General features: G+C 52.9%; 23 protein-coding genes. 16 read left to right on the forward strand and 7 right to left on the reverse strand.

Going from position 1 to position 22,046, the window contains the following annotated elements:
• Window positions 1-44 precede the first annotated feature (44 nt).
• A complete protein-coding gene (locus FE784_RS00300) occupies window positions 45-461 on the forward strand; it encodes a MerR family transcriptional regulator (protein WP_139600119.1) in 417 nt (138 codons plus the stop codon).
• Between the two features lie 14 nt (window positions 462-475).
• On the forward strand, window positions 476-1,813 hold the full coding sequence (glnA, locus tag FE784_RS00305) for a type I glutamate--ammonia ligase (protein ID WP_139600120.1): 1,338 nt from the start codon (window positions 476-478) through the stop codon (window positions 1,811-1,813).
• A gap of 78 nt (window positions 1,814-1,891) precedes the next feature.
• On the opposite strand, the gene lexA is transcribed toward glnA, so the two are convergent.
• Entirely contained in the window at window positions 1,892-2,515 is a 624-nt protein-coding gene (gene lexA, locus FE784_RS00310; protein ID WP_139600121.1) for a transcriptional repressor LexA, read from the reverse strand.
• Between the two features lie 317 nt (window positions 2,516-2,832).
• On the opposite strand from lexA, the gene FE784_RS00315 reads away from it, so the two are divergent.
• The 4 genes from FE784_RS00315 (at window position 2,833) to FE784_RS00330 (ending at window position 4,844) form a co-directional block, all read left to right on the forward strand.
• Window positions 2,833-3,096, forward strand: a complete 264-nt coding sequence (locus FE784_RS00315; protein WP_246131831.1) for a LysM peptidoglycan-binding domain-containing protein — start codon at window positions 2,833-2,835, stop codon at window positions 3,094-3,096.
• Window positions 3,097-3,286: 190 nt separating this feature from the next.
• A complete protein-coding gene (locus tag FE784_RS00320; RefSeq protein WP_139600122.1) occupies window positions 3,287-3,493 on the forward strand; it encodes a DUF896 domain-containing protein in 207 nt (68 codons plus the stop codon).
• Between the two features lie 14 nt (window positions 3,494-3,507).
• Window positions 3,508-4,020, forward strand: a complete 513-nt coding sequence (locus FE784_RS00325) for a hypothetical protein (protein ID WP_139600123.1) — start codon at window positions 3,508-3,510, stop codon at window positions 4,018-4,020.
• Between the two features lie 26 nt (window positions 4,021-4,046).
• Complete coding sequence (locus FE784_RS00330) at window positions 4,047-4,844, forward strand: HAD family hydrolase (protein WP_139600124.1); 798 nt, start codon at window positions 4,047-4,049, stop codon at window positions 4,842-4,844.
• 92 nt (window positions 4,845-4,936) lie between these two features.
• On the opposite strand, the gene FE784_RS00335 is transcribed toward FE784_RS00330, so the two are convergent.
• On the reverse strand, window positions 4,937-5,479 hold the full coding sequence (locus tag FE784_RS00335; RefSeq protein ID WP_139600125.1) for a 1,2-dihydroxy-3-keto-5-methylthiopentene dioxygenase: 543 nt from the start codon (window positions 5,477-5,479) through the stop codon (window positions 4,937-4,939).
• Between the two features lie 263 nt (window positions 5,480-5,742).
• Between FE784_RS00335 and metH the strand changes: the two genes are divergently transcribed.
• Complete coding sequence (gene metH, locus FE784_RS00340) at window positions 5,743-9,120, forward strand: methionine synthase (RefSeq protein ID WP_425465519.1); 3,378 nt, start codon at window positions 5,743-5,745, stop codon at window positions 9,118-9,120.
• Between the two features lie 18 nt (window positions 9,121-9,138).
• Window positions 9,139-10,056, forward strand: a complete 918-nt coding sequence (gene rnz / locus FE784_RS00345; protein WP_139600127.1) for a ribonuclease Z — start codon at window positions 9,139-9,141, stop codon at window positions 10,054-10,056.
• A 125-nt stretch (window positions 10,057-10,181) separates the two neighbouring features.
• Here rnz and tlp read toward each other — a convergent pair whose 3' ends face one another.
• Complete coding sequence (tlp, locus tag FE784_RS00350) at window positions 10,182-10,403, reverse strand: small acid-soluble spore protein Tlp (protein WP_139600128.1); 222 nt, start codon at window positions 10,401-10,403, stop codon at window positions 10,182-10,184.
• 235 nt (window positions 10,404-10,638) lie between these two features.
• Between tlp and murC the strand changes: the two genes are divergently transcribed.
• The 4 genes from murC to FE784_RS00370 all read left to right on the forward strand — a co-directional run bounded on the left by murC (window position 10,639) and on the right by FE784_RS00370 (window position 14,108).
• Entirely contained in the window at window positions 10,639-11,934 is a 1,296-nt protein-coding gene (gene murC / locus FE784_RS00355) for a UDP-N-acetylmuramate--L-alanine ligase (RefSeq protein ID WP_139600129.1), read from the forward strand.
• Window positions 11,935-12,093: 159 nt separating this feature from the next.
• Entirely contained in the window at window positions 12,094-12,858 is a 765-nt protein-coding gene (locus FE784_RS00360) for a class I SAM-dependent methyltransferase (RefSeq protein WP_139600130.1), read from the forward strand.
• Entirely contained in the window at window positions 12,855-13,790 is a 936-nt protein-coding gene (locus FE784_RS00365) for a hypothetical protein (protein WP_139600131.1), read from the forward strand. The genes FE784_RS00360 and FE784_RS00365 overlap by 4 nt, the downstream gene beginning before the upstream one ends.
• A gap of 75 nt (window positions 13,791-13,865) precedes the next feature.
• Entirely contained in the window at window positions 13,866-14,108 is a 243-nt protein-coding gene (locus FE784_RS00370; protein WP_139600132.1) for an NHLP leader peptide family RiPP precursor, read from the forward strand.
• A 2-nt stretch (window positions 14,109-14,110) separates the two neighbouring features.
• Here FE784_RS00370 and FE784_RS00375 read toward each other — a convergent pair whose 3' ends face one another.
• Both FE784_RS00375 and FE784_RS00380 read right to left on the reverse strand, forming a co-directional pair.
• Window positions 14,111-16,021, reverse strand: a complete 1,911-nt coding sequence (locus tag FE784_RS00375; RefSeq protein WP_139600133.1) for a sensor histidine kinase — start codon at window positions 16,019-16,021, stop codon at window positions 14,111-14,113.
• A 312-nt stretch (window positions 16,022-16,333) separates the two neighbouring features.
• Window positions 16,334-16,648 carry a heavy metal-binding domain-containing protein gene (locus FE784_RS00380; protein ID WP_139600134.1) on the reverse strand — a complete coding sequence of 105 codons (315 nt, stop codon included), beginning with the start codon at window positions 16,646-16,648 and terminating at the stop codon, window positions 16,334-16,336.
• A 95-nt stretch (window positions 16,649-16,743) separates the two neighbouring features.
• Between FE784_RS00380 and FE784_RS00385 the strand changes: the two genes are divergently transcribed.
• Entirely contained in the window at window positions 16,744-17,097 is a 354-nt protein-coding gene (locus FE784_RS00385; protein ID WP_139600135.1) for a CidA/LrgA family protein, read from the forward strand.
• Entirely contained in the window at window positions 17,087-17,779 is a 693-nt protein-coding gene (locus FE784_RS00390; RefSeq protein WP_139600136.1) for an LrgB family protein, read from the forward strand. The genes FE784_RS00385 and FE784_RS00390 overlap by 11 nt, the downstream gene beginning before the upstream one ends.
• Before the next feature lie 174 nt (window positions 17,780-17,953).
• On the opposite strand, the gene sufU is transcribed toward FE784_RS00390, so the two are convergent.
• On the reverse strand, window positions 17,954-18,388 hold the full coding sequence (gene sufU, locus FE784_RS00395) for a Fe-S cluster assembly sulfur transfer protein SufU (protein WP_139600137.1): 435 nt from the start codon (window positions 18,386-18,388) through the stop codon (window positions 17,954-17,956).
• A gap of 98 nt (window positions 18,389-18,486) precedes the next feature.
• A complete protein-coding gene (locus tag FE784_RS00400; protein WP_139600138.1) occupies window positions 18,487-19,092 on the reverse strand; it encodes a nitroreductase family protein in 606 nt (201 codons plus the stop codon).
• 181 nt (window positions 19,093-19,273) lie between these two features.
• Between FE784_RS00400 and FE784_RS00405 the strand changes: the two genes are divergently transcribed.
• Both FE784_RS00405 and FE784_RS00410 read left to right on the forward strand, forming a co-directional pair.
• The gene (locus FE784_RS00405; RefSeq protein WP_139600139.1) at window positions 19,274-19,477 is read left to right on the forward strand and encodes a hypothetical protein; all 204 of its coding nucleotides are present in this window, start codon (window positions 19,274-19,276) and stop codon (window positions 19,475-19,477) included.
• A 281-nt stretch (window positions 19,478-19,758) separates the two neighbouring features.
• Entirely contained in the window at window positions 19,759-22,044 is a 2,286-nt protein-coding gene (locus FE784_RS00410) for a DEAD/DEAH box helicase (RefSeq protein WP_139600140.1), read from the forward strand.
• Window positions 22,045-22,046 lie beyond the last annotated feature (2 nt).

Genomic DNA, 22,046 nt, shown 5'->3' on the forward strand with positions numbered 1-22,046 from the left:
ATATGTACAATTAAGATATCCTCTACATGTTGGAGTGGTGTAAAGTGAGCGATGAAATCCGCCGTAATATGGCATTGTTCTCGATCGGGACCGTCATGAAACTGACCGATCTGACCGCACGGCAAATCCGTTATTACGAGCAGCATGAATTGATCGTTCCGGCGAGAACGAATGGTAATCAGCGGCTGTTCTCGTTCAACGATGTCGAGAGATTGCTGCAAATCAAAGCGCTGATCGAGAAAGGCGTCAACATTGCCGGCATCAAGCAGGTGCTGAACCCGGTATCGAAAAACTCCGAGGAGGCGACGGTGATCACCGATCAGACCGTTGTCAAGCGCAAGGAGCTGGACGATAAGCAGCTGCACAAAATGCTGAAGCGGGAATTGTTGACGGGGAACCGGCGCGGAAAGGTTTCGCTTATCCAAGGGGAGCTTTCCAGATTTTTAAATCATAAACCTTAAGGAGGAGTTGTACGATGACCCAACCGACCTACACGAAAGACGACATTTTACGAATCGCGAAAGACGAAAATGTCCGTTTTATCCGACTGCAATTCACCGATTTGCTGGGTACGATCAAAAATGTCGAGATTCCGCTAAGCCAATTGGAAAAAGCGCTGGATAACAAGATGATGTTCGACGGCTCCTCCATCGAAGGTTATGTGCGGATCGAAGAATCCGATATGTATTTGTATCCCGACCTTGGCACTTGGGTCATCTTCCCTTGGGTAACCGAGGACCGTGTGGCCCGTCTCATTTGCGATATTTATTTGCCGGACGGTCGCCCGTTCCCGGGAGATCCTCGCGGCATTTTGAAGCGTGCTTTGAAGGAAGCCGAAGATATGGGCTATACGGCGATGAACGTCGGACCCGAGCCGGAGTTTTTCTTGTTCAAGACGGACGAGAAGGGCAATCCGACGATGGAGCTGAACGATCAGGGCGGCTACTTCGACCTGGCTCCGACGGACTTGGGCGAAAACTGTCGACGCGAGATCGTACTGACTCTCGAGGAAATGGGCTTCGAGATCGAAGCTTCCCATCACGAGGTGGCGCCTGGCCAGCACGAAATCGATTTCAAATACGCGGATGCGATCAAGGCGGCCGATCAAATCCAGACGTTCAAGCTCGTCGTCAAGACGATCGCGAGACAGCACGGGCTACACGCGACCTTTATGCCAAAGCCGCTGTTCGGCGTCAACGGCTCCGGAATGCACTGCCATCAATCGTTATTTAAAGGCAACGAAAATGCGTTCTTCGACGATAGCGACAAGCTCGGCTTGAGCGAGACGGCCCGGCATTATATGGCTGGCGTGCTTAAGCATGCGCGCGCGTTTGCGGCAATCACGAATCCGACTGTAAACTCGTACAAACGGCTCGTACCCGGATATGAAGCGCCATGTTATGTCGCTTGGTCGGCGAGCAACCGCAGTCCGATGATCCGGATTCCGGCTTCGCGCGGCTTGAGCACCCGTGTCGAAGTGCGCAATCCCGACCCGGCTGCGAACCCGTACCTTGCTCTGACAGTCATGTTGAAAGCGGGCTTGGACGGCATTCAGAACAAAACGGCACTGCCGGCTCCGGTAGACCGCAACATCTATGTGATGAGCGAGGAAGAGCGGGAAGAGCAAGGCATCCCCAGCTTGCCTTCGGATTTGCGCGAAGCGCTTGTTGAGCTGCTGAACGACGAAGTCATCTGCGAAGCGTTGGGCGATCATGCGCTGGCCCATTTCATCGAATTGAAAGAGATCGAATGGGATATGTACCGCACGCAGATCCATCCATGGGAACGCGATCAGTATATGACCTTATATTAGAATGAACAACAAAGAAAAGCCCTCTCTGCTGTAGAGAGGGCTTTTCTTTGTTGTTTATCGGGTCAACCGGCGCAACTTTTAATGAATGTCGCGAAACAGGCCGATTACTTTGCCGAGAATGGTAACGTTTCGGAGTCGGATCGGATCCATTGCCGGGTTCTCCGGCTGCAGCCGGATGTGGTCGCGTTCCTTGTAGAACGTCTTGACGGTGGCTTCGTCGTCTTCCGTCATGGCGACTACGATATCGCCGTTATTGGCGGTCGGCTGCTGCTTGACGATGACATAATCGTTATGGTGAATGCCCGCGTCGATCATACTTTCTCCGACGACCCGCAGCATGAATACGTTGTGGTCGCCGACGAAATGGCTGGGCAGCGGGAAATACTCTTCGATGTTCTCGGTAGCGGTGATCGGCACGCCTGCCGTTACTTTGCCGATTAGAGGCACCCGCGCGATCGAGAAGGAGAAAGCCGAGGCCGATTCGTCATGGCCGGTCAATATTTCGATTGCTCGAGGCTTCGTTGGGTCTCTGCGGATAAGCCCCTTTCTCTCCAGCCGGTCCAAGTGGCCGTGTACCGTGGAGCTGGACGCAAGCCCGACGGCTTCGCCGATTTCCCGCACGGAAGGAGGGTAGCCTTTGTCGCGCACTTCGTTCTTGATAAATTCGAGTATCGCTTGTTGGCGATTGGAAACCTTGCTCACGATTATCACTCCATGTAGACAGATTTATATGGGTAAATTATACCACAGAACTCGAGTTCGTACAAACATAAGTTCGTTATTTGTTCGAGGATAAAGATAGATTTATAGATATTGAATGCGAACAATTGTTCTATTTCCGTATTGACGCGAATGCATGTTCGTGTTATTCTGATTTCAGAACAAATGTTCGGGGAGGGTTCACGATGTTATATCCATCTTTCCATAACAATCACTTCTATAATCAATCTCAACCTTCGGGTGTTCGTTATTCTCAAGCCTCGTCTGCCGAAGGTTTCGGCCGAACGAGAAAGCTGCGAATGATCGCTCTCGCCGCCATCATGATGATGTGCTTGGGACTCGGTGCTTTGTTCCATGGATGGGCTGGAGACAATGAAGTGCAAGCCGCCGGTATAACGATTCACGAGCAAATCGTCGTAAAACCGGGCGATACGTTATGGTCGATTTCCGAACAGCGTGTCGAGAAAGGCGAAGACGTTCGCATTTATATTCAGAAGCTCAAGAAGCTAAACAGCCTGACATCGTCCGCTTTGCAAGCAGGCCAAGTGCTGCAATTGCCATAATAGCTTTTGCATGGCCCATTTGAAGCGTCGACTTTCCGTTACTTACCATACATACCATAGCGTTCATATTCTGATATCGCCCGCCCGGTGCCATGTGCTCCGGGCTTTTGCCGGTTTCCTCCCGCCCGCCTTGACAATCGCCTCCGAACCATGTCAAAGTAGGGAAGTAACCGTAAGGAGGAGGCCGAATATGATTACCGAACAAATGATCGCCCGCATTAACGAATTAGCCAAAAAAGCGAATACGGTCGGCTTGACCGACGAGGAATTAGAGGAACGCAACGAATTGCGCAAACGTTACATCGAAGCGTTCAAGACGTCGCTCAGGGCGCAGCTCGATTCGATCGAATTCGTAGATGAGGACGGCAAGGACAGCTCTGACAAAAAGCTGCATTAGAACGGAGGAAAAGCATGTCCCGCAGATGGGAACGCATGGTGCAAAAAAACAGCAAAGAAATGAATCGCAAACGGCTCAAGACGGGCAAAACGCCGATAACCGTTTCGACGCAAGAGCAAATGGACGTATTCAAAGGACGAAGCTGGTTTTTGCCCACTCTCCTTGTCGCCTGTTCGCTCTTTTTCGCGATCGTGTCGGTAGCGTATTACGAGACGCAGACGCTGTACTGGGTTACGGTAGCCGGTTATTTGGCTCTAGGGGTCATGTATTTTTTGCGGAGACCGTATATTAAGGTCGGCAAACAAAAGCTTTCTACCCGCCGGATGGGGATGGATAAAGTATTCGGAGCGGATGAGATCGAATCCATATCGGTACAGCCCGGCAGTGTGGCTATACAATTGAAAGGAAAGCGGACGAGATGGGTGTTGTCCAAATTCCAAAGCCTATACGATATTCCCGCTTTGGCGGCCCGATTGAAGAAGTTCGCGGATGTTAACGGGATCGAATACAAAGAAGACGCGGCGTAAGGAAATAGAGGGGGAGAAAACGGTTCATGGGGATTCAAGCGGTTTTGTTCGATTTGGACGATACGTTATTGTGGGACGACAGGAGCGTAAAGGAAGCGTTCCAAGCAACTTGCGCGGCTGCCGCGGATGCGGTTTCGATCGATCCGGTCAAGCTGGAGGAAGAGGTTCGCCGGGAAGCGCGGGCTTTGTATGAATCGTTCGAGACGTTTCCGTTTACGAAGCAGATCGGCATTAACCCGTTCGAAGGGTTGTGGGCGCGCTTCAGCGAGGGAGAGCAGGAACAATTCCGCGTGCTGGAGAAGCTTGCTCCCGAATACCGGACGGCGGCTTGGACGAGGGGCTTGAAGGCGCTGGGCGTAAATAATGAGAATCTGGGGTATCGCCTCGGGGAATTGTTTCCGCAGGAGCGGAGAGCCAGACCGATCGTATATGAAGAGACGTTCAGCGTTCTGGATGAACTGAAGGGACAGTACAAGCTCCTTCTATTGACGAACGGTTCTCCGGATCTTCAAAAGGAAAAAATTTCCGGAGTGCCCGATCTCGCGGCATATTTCGATCATATTGTAATCTCAGGAACATTTGGCGAAGGCAAGCCGGCATCTTCCATTTTCCGGCATGCGATGCAGCTGCTGGACATTGCTCCCGATGAAGGGATTATGGTGGGGGACAAGCTCACGACGGATATTCTGGGAGCGAACGGAGTAGGCATGAAATCGGTGTGGATGAACCGGCACGGAATTGCCCGCACGGATGAGATCGTTCCAGCTTACGAGATCGACAGCTTGCGAGGCATTCGCGGCATATTGGAGCAGCTTGGACGCTGATTAAGCAGTTTGCGCTGACGCATAGACGCACAAAAAAAGCCCGATGCTTTCCAGGGAAAGCGCCGGGCTCGTTTCGTGAGGCGGGAAATCGATTAAGCTTTCTGAAACGACGGATCGTCATACGGATGCGCGATCCAGCCTTCGGTCTCGATAAAGAGGCGGACGGCGACGATTTTCCGGTTTTCCATCAGCGTGAAGAAGTGGGCTTTGTTCTCGGGAACGGATATAACGTCACCGGCTTCGAGCTCGACGTCGAAGTAGCCTACGTCCTCGGAGCCTTTAATAATGAAGATGCCTTTGCCGGCCGTAATCGCCCGCACCTCGTCCTCGGTATGCGTATGCACCTGCTCGAATTTTTTCAGTAGCTCGTTGAGGTTCGGCGTAGCATCGGACAGGGCGATCAGGTCCCAAGTTTTATAGCCGCGGCGACCGGCCAGATCGCGAATTTCGCTGTCGAACGTATCGAGGATTTGTTGTTTCTCTTCGTCGGACAGGATGAATTTCTCCTGGAGGCTGGCGGGAAGCTGACCCGGATTCCAATGCTCGTAGAGCACTTCTTGTTGTTCCAGAAACGATTTGACGTTTTCTTCTCCTGAAATGCGTTCGTTCGTATTGCGGATGCGAATTTCTGCCATAGTATTCCCTCTCTCCTTCGTATGGATGAGTACTTATTACTAGGTATTATATTCGAAATCGGCACGGGTGTCGATGGATGGCCATCAATTAATTATTATATTCCGATAAGAAAACTAGATAATGTCACTCTTTCGAAAAACGGCGGATTCTGGTAGACTAATGCTTATTATGTACAGAGGTATTGGACGAGGGGTGGACCATTTTGCAAAAACAGGCTTTGGCGGAAAGGCTCAAACAAAAAATATTGATTTTGGACGGCGCCATGGGGACGATGCTCCAGCAGGAAAACTTGACGGAGGACGATTTCGGAGGCGAGGAGCTCGACGGCTGCAACGAAATTTTGGCGGTTACGAGACCGGACGTGCTGACGAAAATTCATGAAGCTTACTTGGATGCGGGCGCCGATATATTGGAAACGAACACGTTCGGCTCGACAAGCGTCGTATTGGCCGAATACGACATTCCGGAGCGGGCAAGGGAGCTCAATCTGGCCGCGGCCAAGCTGGCCGTCGATGCCGCCAACAAGTTTTCGACGCCGGAATGGCCCCGTTATGTTGCGGGAGCGATGGGACCGACGACCAAGACTTTGTCCGTGACGGGCGGAGTTACGTTCGAGGAATTAATCGAGAGCTATTACGATCAGGCGCTCGCCTTGATCGAAGCCGGCGTGGATGCCTTGCTGCTCGAGACGTCGCAGGATACATTGAATGTCAAGGCTGGAAGCATCGGCATACGCAATGCGTTCGAAACGTCGGGAGTCCGGCTGCCGATCATGATATCCGGCACAATCGAGCCGATGGGCACTACGCTTGCCGGACAAAATATCGAGTCGTTCTATATTTCGCTCGAGCACTTGAATCCCGTCTCGGTAGGCTTGAACTGCGCAACCGGTCCGGAGTTCATGAAGGATCATATCCGCTCGTTGTCGGCCATCGCCAAATCGGCGGTAAGCTGTTATCCGAACGCGGGACTTCCCGACGAAAACGGGCATTACCATGAGTCGCCCGCATCGCTGGCGAAGAAGCTGGCCGGATTTGCGGAGCAAGGCTGGTTGAACATAGCGGGCGGCTGCTGCGGCACGACGCCGGACCATATCCGCGCCATAGCGGAGACGATGCGGGAGTTGAAGCCGCGCACGACGTATGGCGATCATCCTGCGGCCGTATCGGGTATCGAGACGGTTTATTTGGAGGAAGACAATCGGCCGATTATGGTTGGCGAAAGAACGAACATTTCTGGCTCGCGCAAGTTTAAGCGGCTGATCAAGGAAAGCAAATTCGAGGAAGGCTCGGAAATCGCGCGCGCGCAAGTCAAAAACGGCGCTCAAGTGATCGATATCAATTTGCAGGATACGGATATCGACGAAGCGTACGCGATGGAAAACTTTCTCCAATTTGTTGTCAAAAAAGTAAAAGCCCCGTTGATGATCGATTCGACCTACGATCATATTATCGAGCTGGGCCTGAAGCATTCTCAGGGCAAAGCGATCATTAACTCCATTAACTTGGAGGATGGGGAATCGAAGTTCGAGAGCATCGTTCCGCTCATCCATAAATATGGAGCAGCCGTAGTCATGATTCTCATCGACGAGCGGGGGCAAGCCGTATCCCGCGAAGCGAAAATAGAGGTTGCGGACCGGGCTTACGATCTGTTGACGAACAAATACGGCATGCAGCCGCATGATATTATTTTCGATCCGAATATGTTCCCCGTCGGTTCGGGTGACCCGCAATATATCGGCTCGGCAGTGGAAACGATCGAAGGAATACGGTTGATTAAACAGAAGTATCCCGAGTGCAAAACGATTTTGGGACTGAGCAATATTTCCTTCGGTCTTCCGGATGCCGGACGCGAGGTGCTGAACGCGGTTTATTTGTATCATTGTACGAAAGCCGGACTCGATTACGCTATCGTCAATACGGAGAAGCTCGAACGGTATGCCTCGATCCCCGAGGAAGAACGCAGACTGGCGGAAAGCCTCATCTATAATACGAATGACGAGACGCTTGCCGAATTCGTAGCGCATTTCCGGGAAAAGAAAGTCGAGAAAAAAGAAAAAATATCCAACCTTTCGCTGGAGGAACGTCTCGGCTCCTACGTTGTTGAAGGAACGAAGGAGGGGCTCCTCCCCGACCTGGAAATTGCCTTGACCAACTACGCGCCGCTCGAAATCATTAACGGGCCTCTAATGAAAGGGATGGAGGAAGTAGGCCGTCTATTCAACAACAACGAGCTGATCGTCGCCGAGGTGCTGCAGAGCGCCGAAGTGATGAAGGCGTCGGTCGCCTACTTGGAGCAGTTTATGGAACGGAACGAGAGTGCGGTCAAAGGGAAAATTTTGCTCGCAACCGTAAAGGGCGACGTACACGATATCGGCAAAAACCTGGTCGAGATCATCTTGTCCAATAACGGCTATCAGATTATCAACCTGGGCATCAAGGTGCCGCCGGAGCAATTGATCGAGGCATACCGCAGAGAGAAGCCCGACGCGATCGGCTTATCCGGGCTGCTCGTCAAATCCGCGCAGCAAATGGTCGTTACCGCACAAGACTTGAAAGCCGCCGGAATCGAAGTGCCGATTCTGGTCGGGGGAGCGGCGCTGACGCGCAAGTTTACAAAAACGCGGATCGCCCCTGAATACGACGGCGTCGTGCTGTATGCGAAGGATGCTATGGACGGCCTCGATATCGCCAACAAGCTGAGCGATGCGGAGCAGCGCCAGAAGCTGATTCAAGAGCTGCGCGACAGTATGGATTCGGTCGTGATGGACTCGGGGAGAAGCGATGAAGTGAAACTTACCCGCGCGGCCAAGTCGACCGTATCGCAGGATGCGCCCGTATACATTCCGCCTGATATGGAAAGACATGTGTTAAAGGAATATCCGATCGATCATATATATCCATATGTAAATATGCGAACATTGCTAGGCCACCATCTCGGTTTGCGCGGCAACGTAGACCAGCTGCTGAGCGAGAAAAATCCGAAGGCGCTGCAATTGAAGGAAACGATTGACGAACTGTTCGCCGAAGCAAGAGCCGAAGGTCTGATCAAGGCTAACGGCATGTACCGGTTTTTCCCGGCCCAGTCGGATGGCAACGATATTATCGTTTACGATCCGACGACCCCTTCGGAGGCGCTTCATCGCTTCTCGTTCCCGCGGCAAGAAGTGGAGCCGTACTTGTGCCTGGCCGATTTCGTAAAGTCGGTATCCAGCGGAACGATGGATTATATCGGATTTATCGTCGTAACGGCCGGTCAAGGGATCCGGGCGAAGGCGGAGGACATGAAGGAAAAGGGCGACTACTTGCGCTCGCATGCGCTGCAGTCGTTCGCGATCGAACTGGCCGAAGGATTTGCCGAACGGATGCACCATATGATGCGGGATATGTGGGGCTTTCCGGATTCGCCGGATTTGACCATGCAGCAGCGTTGGGGAGCAAGATACCAAGGCATCCGCGTATCGTTCGGCTACCCGGCTTGTCCGAATCTGGAGGACCAGGAACCTTTGTTCCGGCTTATGAAGCCGGAGGACATCGGCGTAGAATTAACGGAAGGATTTATGATGGAGCCGGAAGCATCCGTCTCGGCGATGGTTTTCTCCCATCCGGAGGCACGCTACTTTAACGTGGACAAAGCTTAATCCGGCGGAAGGAGCGGCATGGAGCTTTATTTTCTCGGAACGGGGGCGGGAATGCCCTCAAAAGAGCGCAATGTTACCGCAGTCGCCTTGACACTGTACGACGAACGGGGTACTATGTGGCTCTTCGATTGCGGCGAAGGGACGCAGCATCAAATATTGCGCTCTCCCTTAAAGGCGAGCAGGCTTGAATTTATTTTCATTACCCATCTGCACGGCGACCATGTGTATGGATTGCCGGGATTGCTGACAAGCCGATCGAATCAGGGTGGCACGACACCGTTAACGCTATTCGGACCTCCCGGACTCGAGGCGATGTTGGAGCCGGTATTGCGGTACAGTCAAGCGCATCTCTCTTACGAGTTATTGTACCGGGAAGTGGGCGAAGGGGTTGTATTCCAGGACGATCGATTCGAGATCCAGTGTTCGAAGCTCGATCATCGGATCGACAGCTACGGCTACAGGATCGTCGAGAAAGACAAACCGGGAAAGCTGGATGCGGCCAAGCTGCATACGCAAGGCATACCACCAGGACCTTTATTCGGCAAAATCAAGCGGGGAGAGACCGTAGCTTTGCCGGACGGTACCGTAATCGACGGAAAATCGTTTATCGGACCTCCTGTTCCAGGAAAGAAGATCGTTATATTGGGCGATACGCGCAAATGCGAAGCGGCGGTTTCGCTGTCCTCGGACGCGGATGTGCTCGTACACGAAGCGACCTTCGATTCCTCCTTGGACGAGCTTGCCCAAATGTATTACCATTCCACCGCCAAGGATGCCGCGCAAACGGCCAAACGGGCCGGGGCGAAGTCGCTCATATTGACGCATATCAGCTCCCGCTACCAAGAGGATGAAGCGGCGCGGCTGCTGTCCGAAGCACAGCAGCTATTCCCCGCGACGTGGATAGCCAAGGATCATTGGTCGTTCTCGATCTCCTAAGGGTGCAACCAGATGCGCTATGCGCCAATAAGCCCATTTCAGCATAACTGAAAGGGCTTATTGGCCGATCCCCCGAAAATAGGCGCGCTCTTTCGAATACTTTCGGGACTATGGGCTTCGTCGTCTTATTGCTCGTTGTTCGCCTCATCCTGCGCTTCTTCGCGGAATCCGGCGATGCTGGAACGGCGTCTTTCGTTTTTCGCTTCGATGTTTTGCTTCTCGGTTGCGGAAATTTCGTCGGCATGCTCGTCTAAATATTGTTCGGCTTCTTCCAGGTTGCCGGCTGTCTGCCCAGCCATCTGCTGAAGCTTTTCCGCATTATCGGAACGGTCGTCCGGTTTGGCCATCGTCTGTCCCTCCTTCCCTAAGGGTGTTCGAATACGAACATAAGGTTCCACTTTCGGACGGAAATATACGCGGTCAATCGTAAGATAAGCTATATGACATCTATTTTTGGGGAAAGCTGTTAAAAGAACGGGGAGCGAGCGTCAATAGGCGGGAGCACAGTCCCGCGATCTTTTTCATATACTGGGAAGTACGTATTGTCGAGTAAGGCTCCAGAACAAAGTGGGAGGTATCCTTATGGAAAAGTATCATTTTATTGGCATAAAGGGTGCCGGGATGAGCGCATTGGCGCAAATTTTGCACGATTCGGGACATCTTGTGCAAGGCTCCGATATGGATACCGAATTTTTCACGCAGAAGCCGCTTGAAAAAAGAGGCATTCGGATGTTCCCGTTCGGCGAAAGCGAGATCGAGAAAAGCGGGATGAGGGTTATTGCCTCCAACGCCTTCATGAACGACCACCCGGAAATCGTGCAATGCGAGAGACAAGGCGTTCCGGTCGAACGCTACCATCATTTTTTGGGCGAGTGGATCAATCGTTTTACAAGCATTGCGGTCACGGGGGCGCATGGAAAAACGTCGACGACCGGCATGATCGCGCATACGTTCAGCGGACTGCAGCCGACCTCTTATTTGATCGGCGACGGAACCGGCTCAGGCGTACTGGACAGCAAATATTTCGTATTCGAGAGCTGCGAATATCGTCGCCATTTCCTCGCTTACGCGCCGGACTATGCGATCATTACGAACATCGATTTCGATCATCCCGATTATTTCTCCGGGATCGATGATGTGACGCTCGCTTTTCAACAGATGGCCGACCGCGTGAAAAAGCATTTGATCGCCTATGGCGACGATCCCCAGGTCAGGCAGCTGAAGCCGCGGGTTCCCGTGCTTCACTACGGATTCGGCGAGCATAACGAGCTTCGGGCCGACAACGTTCGGGCAAGTCTTGAAGGGATGACGTTCGATGTTCATTTGCATCAAAGCCGGCTTGGGACGTTTACGGTATCCGCATATGGCAGGCACAGCGTTCTGAACGCTCTCTCGGTTATCGGAGTGGCCGTGCTCGAGGATTTGAACTTGGATCAGGTGAAGAACCGGCTCGCCACGTTCGAAGGGGTGAAGCGGAGATTTTCGGAGAAACAATTGCACGGCAATATCGTGATCGATGATTATGCGCACCATCCGACTGAAATATCGGCAATGCTGGATGCGGTTCGCTCCAAATATCCGGGCAAAAAGGTCGTCTCCGTCTTTCAGCCCCATACTTATTCGCGGCTGGAGGCGTTCATCGACGATTTTGCCACATCGCTCTCCGGCTCGGACGAAGTGTTCCTGACGAACATTTTCGGCTCCGCCCGCGAACAGAACGGCGGCGTGTCGATTCAGAGCCTGATCGATAAAATCCCGTCATCGCGCCACATTACGGAAGAAAGCATAGATCAATTGAGCGCCTACTCGGATTGCGTGCTGTTGTTCATGGGTGCGGGCGATATCCAGAAGTACCAAGCACGCTACGAGCAAGTGTAAAGCATGGAGCAGCTCCCGCATAACTCTCTTCTCGCGGCCCCGAGGTCGGAGAAGGGGGTTTTTTGTCGTCGGATCACCAATAAATGGATGTCGGATAGGTCTATCGTGCTATAATAGTTCAGGAGATTCATAGAGACTCAGGAACGGAAGGAACATACGATGGATACGAGAGCGGATCGGTTGGATCGCATGCTGAATGTTACGGTGGAGCTCTTTTTCGAGCTGGAACAGACCATGTTTTTCCGGCAGTTCGGTAAGAGAAAAATGGCAACGCTGGATATCGGTTGCGGAAATGGAGCTTATGCGGCCAATATCGGCGCACGCTTCCCGGACATGCGGCTTACGGGAGTCGAGATCGACGCAGAGATGTATCAGAAGGCGCTGGTCCGGCAGGAAAGAAACTTGACTTACATACGGGGAAGCTATGAGCAGCTTCACGGGAACGGCTCTTACGATGCCGTCATTGCCAGGCTCGTTGTTCTGCATATCCAAAATAGGGACGAATTTGTGAAATGGGTATACGATCATACTTCGAATGATGGCACGGTTATCCTAATCGATTTCGATGATGCGCGTTATCGGGAGAACGAAAAATTGCCTTTATTCTCTACCCTTTATAGTACGGCTCGTCAATCGCTCCGGAGAAAAAGGACGTTCTTGGAACTGCCGGATGCGCTCCGGCTGGAGTTTTGTCATGGCGGTTTTGTCCATCTGAATACCGAACGGTACACCATCCGTGCCGATAGACCCGATGGAAAACTCCGGTTTTGCGAATATATGCGTCTGGCAACGGAATATTTGCTCGATGCACCGATCTCCGCCGAGCGGGAACGCGAACTGGCCGCATGGCTGGACGATCCGGATGCTTCCCATGAAATTCCGATGTTCGGTATCCGATTCGGCAAAAGCGCGGAGGTACGATGAACTGGCTAAACCCATATGAGGCGGATTTGATCGACGTATTTACGGAGGCGGAAAATAGGGTGGGCGCGTTCCCGGCTCCTTTCAACGAAATAGGAATCGAATATTTGCACCGGTTCCATCCGTTCCGGGAGGGCAGCTCGAAAAATTACATTTGCTATTTGCTGCCGTTTTGGTTGAAGCATATCGCCCTCGAGCGGGATGAAGCATGCAAGCGGATGGCGCTCTCCAACATATTCGTCATGCTCCATTTTTTTATCCAGGACGATTTGATGGATGAGCCGCCCGCGAAGTGGAAAACGCAGCTTGCGCTCGATCATTTGATCCAGCTTCAATACATGGAGCTGTATAGGCCATTGTTCCCGGCCGAATCTTCATTTTGGACCTATTTCGGGCAATACGTAACGGAATGGGCGACGAGCGTGTCTGACGAAAACGAACGGGATGCTTTCTTTATCCAGCCGACGCAGATCGCTCATAAAGCGAGTCCCGTCAAGCTTGCTTCGACCGGTCTCCTTCTGCTGTCAGGCCGGGAGGAGCTTGTACCGGAAATGTCCGGGCTGATCGACCAAGTGCTGATTACGTTGCAGATGGCGGACGACCGAGCCGATTGGAGGGAGGATCTGCAGTCGGGCAGCGCCAACAGCCTGCTATCCTTCATCCGTCAGGAACGTCGTATGAATTCGGCTTCCGGGCTTACCGTGCAGGAGGTGGAGTCGTCGATTCACGTTCGCGGTTGCTTAAGGCGTTACGCGCAAATTGCCGAGCAGCGGCACGAACGTTTGAGGACAAGCGGGACGCAGGCTATGCAATTGATCGCTTTCCACGATTATTTGACCCAGTCCTTGCTTTCCGAAGCGGTCAGGATCGAGCGGGATAAGAACAGGCTGCTTCAGGGAGGATTTTCCTATTGGTTGTCGAAAAATGGCAAATAAATGTGGATTTCGACCCTGTTTCATGCTACACTTGGGACGTTATACATATCCAATCATTGGAAAGGGTGGTTTTTCATGTCCGCAGATCAAGTATTGAAACAGCAAATCATCGAAAAAGCTTGGGAGGATCCTTCCTTCAAGCAGAAACTGCTCAGCGACCCGAAAACGGCAATCCAGGATGCGTTCGGAGTAACGATTCCGGACGAAATCCAACTGAAGGCGCTTGAAGAAACGCAAACCGATTTTTATTTGGTCATTCCTCCTAATCCGTCGGAAACAAATAACGGCAGCGATTCGGATTCGAACGCTGCCTGGTAATATCATGAATCGACCGCCGTCGATTGCGGGAAGCGGACGATCGCTTCCGTGCCGGCTCCTTTTTTGCTTTTGAACTCGATTTTACCCCGCATGACCTCAATAATACGAAAAGTAACCATCAATCCCAACCCGGTGCCTTTCGTCTTGCTTGAGAAGTAGGGCTCTCCCAACCGGGAGAGCTCGTTTTCGTCCATCCCCGCCCCGTTATCCTTCACGTGAATGACGATCTCGCCGCTCTCCGAGTAAGCCCATATCTCGATCGTACCCGCGCTGTCCAATGCCTCGATGCTGTTCTTGACAATATTGACGAAAGCCTGCTTCAGCTTTGAGGAATTGCCCGATATGTACAGATTGTCCGAGACTTGTACGCGAATGTCCCCCCCTTGCAAATTGGCCATCGGAGCCAAAATTCCTTGAATATGCTCAAATTCGTCGCATAGGCGGAGAATGGTCACGTCATCCAGCTGCGGCTTGGCGAATGTCAAAAAATCGGTAATAATATCGGATGCCCGATCCAATTCTTCCATGGCGAGGCCCAAATATTTTTTTGGCTTGTCCTCGGACGTTTCCCTCAGCAGTTGGAGGAAACCTCGAGTCACCTGAAGAGGATTGCGGACCTCATGCGCGACGGAAGCGGCCAATTCGCTGATGATCTCCATCTTCTCATGACGCTGCAGGCGGGTATTATAGAGCTCCAGCTCCTTGGAATGATTGACGACCTGTTCGTGATCTCGTGCGATACGACGCGACAGGATGATGATAAAGGCGATTACGAAGCAGAGAACGCCCCATTTCCACAAATGCAACTCGTAATTTTTCTCATGCGCGTAAAACCAGACCAGCTCCCCGACCGCGGTCGCGGCGAACAGAGCGAAGCCCGAGGAGAGAATAAGGGCGTCCTTGTTTCCCCGAACGGCATGCAGCGCCGAAACCCCGATCAGCAGCACAAACTGGACAAGCATGATTATGCCGAGAACGGTCAATGTAAAAAAATAATAGATTTTGATGTACTTGAAATCGGTCAGCTCATTGAAAATGAGCAGCCCGATACAAAACGTCGAGTACGCCGCGATGATTTTGCGCAGACGCGTAATATGCGTTATTTTCCCTCCATCCAGCGTCTTTTCGACGAACATGGCGAGGGACGGCAAGAAAACGAACAGGGAAAGGTCGAACAATAGTAAGCTCAGCTTGCCGTAGCTCGGCAAAAAGGTGTAGAGAAACGGCGAATACGTTGCGATCATAGTGCCGGTCGTCAAGATGACCAGCGACAACGATATCCATCTCGTGAGCTGGGATTTGTTCAGAAACGACGAGCAAATCAGCATGATGGCCGCGAAGAAGACGAGCGACCCGCCGAATATCATGTCGAACAAATCGTATTTGAAAAACTGCAGCAGCCCTTCCTGATATTCCGCAACGTCCATCGCCTGGTGGATGCCGATCCGATCGCTGAACGTAACGATTTTGACGTAGATCGTTTGACCCATATCCCGTTGTTCCAGCGGTAACGCGATTTTGAATACATCGTAGGAATAGTTGCGAACGGCTTCATAAATGATCCGTTCCCCGGCGTATATGCCCACGATGTGTCCGTACAGCTTGTCGATAAACAGTCCGGCTTGTTTCCACTCGGACGGTTGCGGCTGCGGAAGCTCGATTTTCAACCATGCGGCTGAAGCGTTTGCGGGATTGGGCGGTATGGGATGAGCGGCGTCCGCGGCCGTCCATCCGTCCGGATCGTTGCGCTCTTCCATCGTCGGTCCGCCGTCCGGCTGCGAAGACCATTTGAACTGCCAACCGGCGATAGGATCCGAAGAAATCGTTTTACCATGTGCTTCGGGGGGCGGGAGAATAAAGGGAACAAGGAAAATGAACAAGCAGCCCAGAAGAAGTCGCGGAACAGCTCTCATCTCCTAGCACCTCTCCAATCGACCGCATTCGTCGGGAAGGATAGGAATCAATAACAAATTCGACATTTTATTCGGAAATCTCCTTCGGTGAGTTGCCTAACTCTTTCAAAAGTATGACATTTTACGAGAAAAGGCAACTAGATTTACGAGCAATTGCGACAAAAATTAGGTGCCGGGGGACGGAATTGAAGCGCGTGAAATCAGCGATACGAACGAATCGGGATTTTTGGGAGGGGAAGATAAGGGAAAGCGCCCGATTGCTTTGTCATGGACAAAGGCATTCGAGCGCCTTGGAGGCATAACCTGTCCTGATTATTGTACGCGGACCGCCGTACCGCTAACGGCTACCATTAGCATTCCGTCGCGGATGACTTCATAGTCGATGTCGATACTGACGATCGCATTCGCGCCGTAACGGGAAGCTTGAGAGCGCATTTCCTCGAAAGCCATGTCCCGCGCTTCCTTAAGCTTGCTTTCGTAAGCTCCGGATCTGCCCCCTACGATATCGGTAATGGAAGCGAAGATGTCCCTTACGATGTTCGCGCCCATGATGGCTTCTCCGGTGACGACGGATACGTACTCCACGATCGATTTGCCCTCGATGGAAGGCGTAGTTGTCAAAATCATTGTAATCCTCCATTCGTTTCATTTAGCATTCCTTATTTATGATATACTTTTCCTTGATTAATAAAAAGTAAAAAGTTGTGAAAGGTGGAACCCGTTTGCGAGGGCTGGCCATATTGCTTTCCTTCCACTTCGCGGGCTTGCTTGTCCGCGGATTGCTCCATATTCCGCTTCCAGCCAATGTAATCGGTCTTATTCTATTTGTCGTATTTCTGTTCGCCGGATGGGTAAAGCTCGAATGGGTGGAGGAGAGCGGGCAGTTTCTGCTTCGTCATATGATGCTGTTTTTCGCTCCGTTCATCGTCGGGACGATCGTGTTTTTTCCCGTCATCGGCGGGAACGCCATCGGAATCGGGTTGAGTCTCATCGGCGGGACGCTGCTGGTGCTGCTCGTTACGGGAAAGGTCACCGCGGCGTTATCGGAAAAGGAGGCTCCCGCCGATGAACGGTAGCCACTGGTGGAATGAGCCTTTGTTCGGAGTGACGATTACGGTTCTCGCTTATGTTCTCGCGCTTCATCTGCATACCCGCTTCAGGTGGCTTCATCCGCTGTTCGTTTGTTCGACGGCGGTGATCGTATTTTTGCTCGTCAGCGGCATTTCGTACGAATCTTACCGGATCGGAGCCGATCTGCTCATTTTCTGCCTCGGACCGGCTACGGTAGCGCTTGGCGTACCGATGTACAAGCATGCGGTTCGGCTCAAACGACAGCTTCGCGCCATCGTTACCGGCGTATTGGCCGGCAGCTTGTGCGGGATGACGAGCAGCGCTTTTTTCATTTGGATCGCGGGCGGGTCCAGAGAGCTATGGATTACAGCGCTGCCCAAATCGACCAGTTCGCCGATCTCCATTGAAATCGTAAAGCTGCTGGGAGGCGTGCCGGAGCTGGGCGCAGTTCTCACCGTATTGACCGGGTTGGTCGGGAGCATGTTCGGACCCGCTTTTCTGCGGGCCGCAGGCGTTCGCGACGACGTGGCGCTGGGCGTCGCAATAGGCACCGCATCGCACGGAATCGGCACGGCCAGAATTATTCGGGAAAATGAACTTCAGGGCAGTGCGGGCGGACTCGCCATGGGGCTTACCGGAATTGTCACCTCGTTGTTGTCCGTTCCGTTATACTGGTGGCTGCAGTAGTCGAATTTCGCACGTGGGAAGACGACCATCGATCTCTATCGATACAAAAGCCTGCTGGCGCGCAGGCTTATTAGCTTATTAACGATCGTTAACCTCATTAATGTTCATTTCCGATATATGCAAAAAACTCCCGAACGATGTCGGGAGTTTGGATATGCCGAGAAGGCGGGCAAATTAATGAGTATGCTGCTTGATGGCGCGGTCCAAGCCGTTCCAGCCGAGTAGAGAGCAATTGTGACGCGCTCTAAGCTTATGGACGCCGGATAGGGCGAGCGCGTCGCCGAGCTCGTCCTCGTCCTCGGGCAGTTCGCCGTTTTTGATCATGTCGGTGAACACGCCGATGAGCCGTTCCGCTTCCTCGATCGATTTCCCTTTGACCAGATCGGTCATCATCGAGCAGGATGCCATGCTGATCGAGCAACCCTCGCCCTCGAATTTAACGTCCTTAATGTTCCGGTTCTCGTCTACCGTCATGTACAGTACCATTACATCGCCGCAGGTCGGATTTTTATATGGGAATTGGATGGAGCCTTCCGCATCGAGCTTGCCTTTGTTGCGGGGATTTTTATAATGATCCATGACGATTTGTTTGTACAGGTTTTCCAGCACTGTCTCTCACCTCGCGCTTAAACTATCGGGAATGTGCATTCATTCCTCTTATTCTACACCAATTCGCGCAAGTTGAAAACAGCCGGCGTACCGGTCGATTAAGAGGAACGATTTCCGAAGGTGCCGCTATGCAGCATTTGAGCGACCGGTTTGCGGTCGGAAGGCTTCTCTCGCTCGCGCAGATTCTCGGGCAACGCTTCCTCGTCTCCTTGATAGCCGATCGCAATTACGGCATGGGCTTCATAATCTTCCGGAATGCCCAGCGAAGCACGGGCTTTGTCCGCATCGAAGCCTCCCATAGCGTGCGTCACGAGTCCTTTGCGCGTAGCCTCCAGCGCCATAAATCCCCAGGCCGCGCCGGTGTCGAAAGCATGCGTACGGTTCGGCCTGCCTCTCGAATTAATCCGGTTGGAGAGCGCAAGCGCGATGACGGGAGCTTTATCGCACCAAAGCCGGTTGCCTTCGTTAATGAATCCGAGAAAAACCGTTTTTTCGGCCTCGGTGCGTGCCACGATAAACTGCCACGGCTGCTCGTTATTGGCGGACGGAGCCCAGCGTGCCGCTTCGAACAAGCTAAGCAGCGTATCGTCATCCACTTGGGCGGAGGAAAAAGACCGGGGAGACCAGCGACGCACGTACACAGGATCGATATCGAATTCGGCTTGACGGTAGCCGGAGACGGCACCGCTTTCTATTTTGCTCATTTGAATCATACCTCCCGGGCAATTGGATAGTTCCTGACTGCATCGATTATATAATAACCGAAGCGCGTTTTCACGTTTTGTGGCGCGAGTACGGACAAAAGCCGTCATAACCGCGAATGATTTTTCCAACGGGGGACAAACTAATTGGTGGAGCTTGGCATAATGGAAAGGAGGAGCCGGTATGCAGCTGAACAATCAAGACTACGTCGTGATCAAGCAGGCGCTCACAATCGCCCTGCGGCACGAGGGGAGCAAGCAGGCTTCTTACAGCTACCGCGAGGTGCTGGCGAAGCTGTCCATGGAGCCCAAGGAACGGCATGCAGACGGGTTTTTCGCCGACCGGGACGGGTTCCGGTACGATTATGACGACGCTGCGGAGAGCTGAACTTTTCCCGGGAAAGCGCAGGAAGCGACAGAAGACGAGTCAATTATATTGCGAATTGTCTGAATATTCTATTCGATACGACAAGTTCTATTCAAAACTGACGCTGCAGTCCGTGAATCATTCGCGATTCGGTCAACCAAACCGCATATTCCATAAGGAACCGCCCGCACAAATAGGCGGTTTTTGTTTGCCTTCGTATTGTCATGCGAACGTATATTCTGTACAATTGGGATAACGGAACCTATCGAACGGGATTCGAAATGACGCGAGGTGCAATCGGAATGAATCGGCTGACTGGAAAAGTATCCTCTATCCAAGAAATGATCGATATGATCAAGCAAACGCCCGAATTGATGAGCCAAGTGACGTATTGGCATACGATTCCGCCCAGACCGGCAAGCTTTGCCGAGTTTCCGGATACGATCGATGCCGGCCTTCGGGCCGCGCTTGCGGATAAAGGGATCGATCGTCTATATACGCATCAGGCCGAGTCGTTTCGCGAGGCGGAAGAAGGGCGCAACGTCGTTGCCGTAACGCCGACCGCTTCGGGAAAGACGCTGTGTTACAATTTGCCGGTGCTGAACCGAATTTTGCGCGACGACAGCTCTCGGGCTTTATATTTGTTTCCGACGAAGGCGCTGGCCCAGGATCAAGTGGCCGAGCTGCACGAAATCGTCGACTCGCTTGGCGCCGATATTAAGACCCATACGTATGACGGGGACACGCCGCCGACGGTTCGGCAAGCCATACGCAATGCGGGGCACATCGTCGTGACGAACCCGGACATGCTTCATTCGGCGATTTTGCCTCACCATACGAAATGGGTCAAGCTGTTCGAGAATATCCAATTTATCGTGATCGACGAGCTGCACAGCTACCGCGGCGTTTTCGGCAGCCATGTCGCCAACGTTATTCGCCGGCTGAAACGGATATGCCGTTTTTACGGCTCGAACCCGCAGTTCATTTGCGCATCGGCCACGATCGACAATCCGGGAGAGCACGCGGAACGGCTCGTCGGCGAGCCGGTAACGCTCGTTAACCGCAACGGAGCCCCCGCCGGCGAGAAGCACTTCGTCTTCTACAACCCTCCCGTCGTGAACAAGCAGTTGGGCATCCGCAGAAGCAGCGTGCTCGAATCGCAGAAAATAGCCGCCTTTTTGCTGAAGAACGACATCCAGACGATCGTGTTCGCCCGCAGCCGCGTAAGGGTCGAGCTGCTGCTCACTTATTTGCAGGAGCTGGTCCGGCACGAGCTGGGGACGAAGTCGATCCGGGGATACCGGGGCGGTTATTTGCCCAAGCAGCGCAGGGAGATCGAAAGGGGTTTGCGCTCCGGGGAAATTCGCGGCGTCGTGAGCACGAACGCGTTGGAGCTTGGCATCGACATCGGCCAACTGCAGGCTTGCGTCATGAACGGTTATCCGGGTACGGTGGCAAGCGCCTGGCAGCAGTCGGGAAGGGCCGGACGCAGACAGGAGAGCTCGATCACGTTTATGGTGGCGAGCAGCAATCCGCTCGACCAGTTCATGATCGAGAATCCGAAATATTTTTTCGAACGGTCCCCGGAGCGGGCGCTCATTCAGCCGGACAACTTGATCATATTGCTCGACCATGTCAAATGCGCCGCTTACGAGCTGCCGTTCGAGGAGAACGATCGGTTCGGCGACGAGCCGCTTTCGGAGCTGCTGGAATTTCTGGCCGAGGAGAAAATCGTACACCGGGTCAAAGGCCGCTGGTACTGGATGGAGCAGTCGTTCCCCGCGCACGATATTTCCCTTAGGTCAGCAGCCCAGGAAAACATCATCATCATCGATATGTCGAACGGCAGCCGCGTCATCGGAGAGGTCGACCGGTTCAGTGCGCAGACACTCGTACACGAGGAAGCGATATACATACACGAGGGCGTACAATTTCAGGTAGAGAAGCTGGACTACGAGGAGAAGAAGGCGTACGTCCGCGAGGTGGACGTCGATTACTACACGGACGCCAATCTGGCGGTACAACTGAAGGTGCTGCAAACCCACAAGGAAGAGACGGCGGGCTTGGCGGAGCGCCGGTTCGGCGAAGTGACGATCAACGCGAAGGCTACCATATTCAAAAAAATACGGCTGCGCACCCATGAAAATATCGGCTCCGGTCCGATCCATTTGCCGGAGGAAGAAATGCATACGAGCTCCTATTGGATCACGTTCGGCGAGGAAGCGACCCGGGACTTGAGCGCCAACGACCTGCAGTATGCGCTGCTGGGCTTGGCAAACGTCATGGTTCATTTGGCTGCGCTCTATCTGATGTGCGATCCGCTCGACATCCGGGTCGTTCCGCAGGTGCGGTCGATTCACGACAAAATGCCGACGATCTTTTTCTACGACCGCTATCCGGGCGGAGTAGGCTTGAGCGAACGGCTGTATGACGTACACGGCTCGTTGATCGAAGAAGCGGCCAGACATATAACCGGCTGCGGCTGTTTGAGCGGCTGTCCCGCCTGCGTCGGACCGATCGAAGAGGTCGGATTGACCGGCAAGCCGCTTGCGGTAAAGCTGCTCGCCGCGATGAAGGGAGTGCGCTGACG

Source organism: Paenibacillus hemerocallicola (assembly GCF_006265175.1).
Taxonomy (GTDB): domain Bacteria; phylum Bacillota; class Bacilli; order Paenibacillales; family NBRC-103111; genus Paenibacillus_AB; species Paenibacillus_AB hemerocallicola.